Consider the following 4,875-nt stretch of genomic DNA (forward strand, 5'->3'; position numbering starts at 1 on the left):
CGCATCGCGGGCCCGCGATGCGCTCGCTCAGGCTACGGCGCCGTCGCGGCTGATGCCATCGCGGGGCAAGCCCGCTCCCACAGGTTTGACAGCGCTTATTCCATCTCGATAATCACCTGCTCCTGCCACTTCTGCGGCAGGGCCTTGGAGGTCGCTTCCCAGGCCGCGGCATCCTTGATCGGCTGGGCGGCCTTGTACTGCTCGTTGGGCAGCAGCTTGGCCTGTACGTCAGCCGGCAGTTTCAGGTGCTCGGCACGGATCGGCCGGGCGTGGCCCTTGGCCAGGTTGATCTGCCCGGCATCGCTGAAGATGTACTCACGCGTCAGCTTCGCCGCGTTCGGGTGCTTGGCGTACTTGTTGATGATGGTGGTGTAGCCGGAAGTGACCGAACCATCCGATGGGATCAGTACCTCGAAACGCTTCGGGTCGATCTGGTCGCGGTAGCTCAGGCCGTTGAAGTCCCACACCACGCCGACTTCGATCTCGCCCTTCTCGATGGTCTGGATCGTCGGGTTGGCCAGCGACAGGCGCTTCTGCTGGGCCAGCTTGGTGAACAGCTGCAGGCCCGGCTCGATGTTCTTCTCGTCGCCCCTGTAGGCGATGGCGGCGGCCAGCACGCCGTTGGCGGCCTGGGCGGCGGTGCCGACGTCACCGATGGCGACCTTGTACTTGCCCTTTTCCAGGTCGTGCCAGCTGGTGGGGCGCTCGCCTTCCTTGACCAGGTCCTTGTTGATGATGAAGGCGATGGTGCCGGTATAGGCCAGCGCCCAGTGGCCGTCCTGGTCCTTGGCCCAGGACGGAACCTGCTCCCAGGTGCTTGGCTTGTAGGGCTGGGTCACGCCCTTGGTCACTGCGATCGGGCCGAAGGCGGCACCCACGTCGCCAATGTCGGCGCTGGCGTTGTCCTTCTCGGCGTCGAACTTGGCCACTTCCTGGGCCGAGCTCATGTCGGTGTCGCTGTGCTTGAGGCCGTATTTGCTCGCCAGGTCTTCCCAGGTGCCTTTCCAGTTGGCCCAGGCATCGGGCATGCCCACGCTGTTGACCGTGCCTTCCTTGCGGGCGGCATCTTCCAGGGCCTTGAGGTCTTCGGCCATGGCCGTGGTGCAGAACGCGATGGCCGAACCGAGCAGTGACGCCATGAACAACTTTTTCATCCGAAGCTCCTTGGGTGGGTGCCTTGCAATCGTTGTTATGTGATGAAGCGGTGCCTGCCAACCGTTGGTCTAGGTCAGCAAACCTTGAGCCAAGGTAGGCCGGTTGCGTGACAGTTTGATGTAAGGGGCGGGCCTGAAGAGTGCGCCGCAAGCCTTGGCAATACAGCGTAGACCAGATCGAAAGCCTTGATTCACGCGGGCTGGCCCGGTTCTGGCAAGTCCCGCTAAAAGCCTTTGTCACAGGATGTTCATCAGCCGTGACTAGGCTTGCACTACGCTCCATATGCCCTGTTCTGGGGCTGGACTAGTCCAGATAGGTAACCTTTGATGCAAGCGACGCCACCGCGTGCGGTAACAGCCATCTGCCATGCCCTGCAGGAGCAGATCGAACACGGCCTGCTGGCGCCGGGCGGCAAACTGCCGGCCGAACGCAAGCTCAGCGAGGTGTTCGACACCACGCGCATCACCCTGCGCGAGGCACTGGTGCAGCTGGAGGCCCAGGGCCTGATCTACCGCGAGGAGCGGCGTGGCTGGTTCGTTGCACCCGAGCGGCTGACCTACGACCTGATCGAGCGTAGCCACTTCCATGCGATGGTGCGGGACCAGGGGCGGCTGCCCAGCACCGAGCTGTTGTCGGCGCGGCTGCAGCCGGCCCCGGCGGCCATCTGCGCACGCTTGCGCCTGCCGGCGTTGTCCAGCGTGGTGCGGATCTGTCGTTTACGGCGGATCGACGGGCGGGCGGTGCTGTATGCCGAGCATTACCTCAACCCGAGCTACTTCCCTGGGATTCTCGAACAGGACCTGGCGCAGTCGCTGACCGAGATTTATGGCCGGGAATACGGCATTCAGTACGGCCAGGTGTGTTTCGAGATCCTGCCGACCGCCTTGCCGGTGGAGGCCGCCAGTGCGCTGAAAGTGTCAGCGGGCAGCCCGGGGTTGCATATCACCCGGGTCAACAGCGACCAGCGCGGGCATCTGATCGATTGCGACCTGGAGTATTGGCGGCATGATGCGATCCGCATCCGCGCCGAGGCGGGATAAAGTGAACATCGCGGGGCAAGCCCGCTCCCACGTAGTGGATTGCCCCCAAGGGTTGGGTTGGTGTCCAACTTCTTGGGGCAGTCCACAGTGGTGAGCATGACGGCAGCGTGGGAGCGGGCTTGCCCCGCGAAGCGATCTAGCTGGTAACGTTGCTTTCAGCCATTGCCCCACCCCCGGCCGTCACCACCTGCACCGACAACCGCGGCGTCGCCAGGTCCAGCCCCGCTTCGTCCAGCTGGCGCTTCAACGCCAGGTTGAACGCCCGCGAAACCTCCCACTGCTTGATCGGCGCAGTCTTGAACCGCGCCCGCAAGATCGCCGAACCCGACTCGAAACTCTCCACCCCCTGCAGCTCCAGCGGCGACCAGATGTTACGGCGCATCAACGGGTCGCTGCGCAGCTTCTGGCCAACCTCGCGGACCAATGTGATGGCCTGGTCGATGTTCATGTTGTGGGGGATCGCCACACGGAAGATGGCGTAGCCGAACTCGCGCGAGTAGTTCTTGATGCTCTTGATCTCGCTGAACGGGATGGTATGCACGATGCCGTCGATGTCGCGCAGGCGCACGGTGCGGATGGTCAGGCCTTCCACAGTGCCGAGGTGGCCGCCGACATCCACATAGTCATCGATGGCCAGCGAGTCCTCGATGATGATGAACAGCCCGGTGATCAGGTCGGCCACCAGCGACTGGGCGCCGAAACCGATGGCCAGGCCAATGACCCCGGCACCGGCCAGCAGCGGCGTGACGTTCATGCCCATGTTGGCCAGGGCGACGATCACCGCGATGATGAAGATCGCCACGAACATCACGTTGCGGATCAGCGGCATCATGGTTTGTGCGCGGGCGTTGGCCTGGCCCCGGCGCGAGCGCACCAGGGAGTGGTGCACGGCGGTGTCGGCCAGGATCCACACCAGCCAGGCGACGATCAGGGTGCCTGCCAGGCCCAGCAGGCGCAGGCTGATTTCGTGGCCGTCGCCTTCGGCGAAGTCGATCATCGACAGGCCCCACACGCGCAATCCCAACTCGAGGAAGGCCAGCCAGATGAACAGGTGCACCAGGGCATAGCCGAAGTTGCGCAACCGCTCGGTGTACACCGCCTGGCGTTTGTTGGCGCGCTTGGGGTTGGCGGCGTGGCGGCGCACCAGGCCGTTGAGCACCATGCACACCACCACCAGCACCGTGCACATCAGCGATTGCCGCAGGGCGGTGCTGGTGTCGCCGGCGGACACGAAGGTGGCGAACAGCGAAACCGCTACCAGCAGCAGCGCCGGGATGAACCAGAAACTGCCGAGGATCTCGATGGTGTCGCTGAGGGTGCGTCGGGTCAGGCGCCGGCTCAGCGGCTGGTTGCGGATCAGATGGGCGATCGGGCGTCGGAAGCGCAGGATGAACAGCCCGGTGCATAGCGCGGCGAAGACGTTGGCCAGGGTGGCCAGGCCATGGGCCAGATGGCTGCCCAGGGCGGTAGTCAGGCGTGGGTCGCTCATCGCCTCGCCGAACGCGGCGAAACTGCCGATCAGCCACAGCGGGCGAAACGCCTGGTGGCGCAGGATGTGCAGGGCGCGGTGGCGGTGCGGGCCGTCGAGCAGCGAGAAGGCGATCACGCAGATTGCCGAAAACAGCGTGCCGACCACCAGCGCATACGCCAGCACCATGGCCATGGATTTACCCAGCGACGGTGGCAGGGCGAAGCTCAGGTAGACGGTGAACACCAGCGCCACCAGCCACGGCCCGAGCTTGCGCAGGGCAAAGCGGACCAGGTCCCAGGTGCGTGGGTGCTGCGGTAGTTCCTCGGTAAGGCCGAAGCGCACCCGCACCCGGTGGCCGATCCAGTTGAAGGCGTAGGCCAGCAGGCTCCATACGGCGATGACCGCCGCGAAACCGAAGAGAATGGCCGGCCATTGGTGCACCGGCACCATCAGCGCGGTGAGTTCTTCCTGGGCCTGGCTGATTTCCTGCGCCCAGCGGTTGAACGGGCTGGCGTCACCGCTGAACTGCTTTTCGAAGTCGTGCAGGGCGCCGCCGATCAGGCCGAGCACGCCTTGTTCGACGGTGGGTTGCGATTGTTTGCTGGCGTCGCGCAGCTTTTTCAGGTCAGCCAACAGCTTGGCGCGCTGCTGGTCGTTTTCCAGGTTCTTGATCACCTCGTCCAGCGACTTGCCCAGCGGCTCCGTGGCCTCGGGCTGGGCGGGCGTGCTGGAGCCAAGCAGGCTCGGCAGGCCGGCGGCCTGCACCGGGGTGACGAACAGGAGAAACAGCAGGAACAGGCAACGCAGGAGGGCAGGCACCGGGAAATCTACCTCAGGTCAAACGATTGACCGAGTGTAGAGGTTTATGTGGGCAGTTTCTCCAGGATCTTCCAGCAGGTCAGGCCGAAGATGCCCAAGGTGCCGATCCACATCATCAGCACGCCGATATTGCGCTCGCGCAGGCTGAAGCCGATGGTCAGCAGCATGAGAAACCCGAATACCGGGATGAACAGCGACAGGAACGGGGACATGGTGCGGCAATCCTTGTGCTTGATGGGCCATGTATCAAGCATAGCGCTTTGCCAGCGAGGCGGATTGACCGGGGGCAGGTGGTGGACCCTGTCGGGGGGGGGGGGGGGGGGGGGGGGGGGGGGGAATAGGGTCGGGGGGTCCGGAGGTGGAATTTGGGGCGGGGGGGTGTTAGAGGGG

4 protein-coding genes are annotated in these 4,875 nt (G+C 64.5%); 1 reads left to right on the plus strand and 3 read right to left on the minus strand.

Annotation, left to right across the window (positions count from 1 at the left end; genetic code table 11):
* Positions 1–95 precede the first annotated feature (95 nt).
* Complete coding sequence (locus ACO6VM_RS19855; protein WP_422403703.1) at positions 96–1,154, minus strand: ABC transporter substrate-binding protein; 1,059 nt, start codon at positions 1,152–1,154, stop codon at positions 96–98.
* Positions 1,155–1,481: 327 nt separating this feature from the next.
* Here ACO6VM_RS19855 and ACO6VM_RS19860 point away from each other — a divergent pair, with 327 nt between their 5' ends.
* On the plus strand, positions 1,482–2,195 hold the full coding sequence (locus tag ACO6VM_RS19860; RefSeq protein ID WP_125857767.1) for a UTRA domain-containing protein: 714 nt from the start codon (positions 1,482–1,484) through the stop codon (positions 2,193–2,195).
* 136 nt (positions 2,196–2,331) lie between these two features.
* Here ACO6VM_RS19860 and ACO6VM_RS19865 read toward each other — a convergent pair whose 3' ends face one another.
* Both ACO6VM_RS19865 and ACO6VM_RS19870 read right to left on the minus strand, forming a co-directional pair.
* Positions 2,332–4,485: a mechanosensitive ion channel family protein gene (locus ACO6VM_RS19865; protein WP_422403704.1), complete on the minus strand. Its 2,154-nt coding sequence runs from the start codon at positions 4,483–4,485 to the stop codon at positions 2,332–2,334.
* Positions 4,486–4,529: 44 nt separating this feature from the next.
* Complete coding sequence (locus ACO6VM_RS19870) at positions 4,530–4,697, minus strand: hypothetical protein (RefSeq protein WP_167409870.1); 168 nt, start codon at positions 4,695–4,697, stop codon at positions 4,530–4,532.
* Positions 4,698–4,875 lie beyond the last annotated feature (178 nt).

It is taken from the genome of Pseudomonas sp. GZD-209, assembly GCF_049310485.1.
In the GTDB taxonomy this organism is placed as follows: domain Bacteria; phylum Pseudomonadota; class Gammaproteobacteria; order Pseudomonadales; family Pseudomonadaceae; genus Aquipseudomonas; species Aquipseudomonas sichuanensis.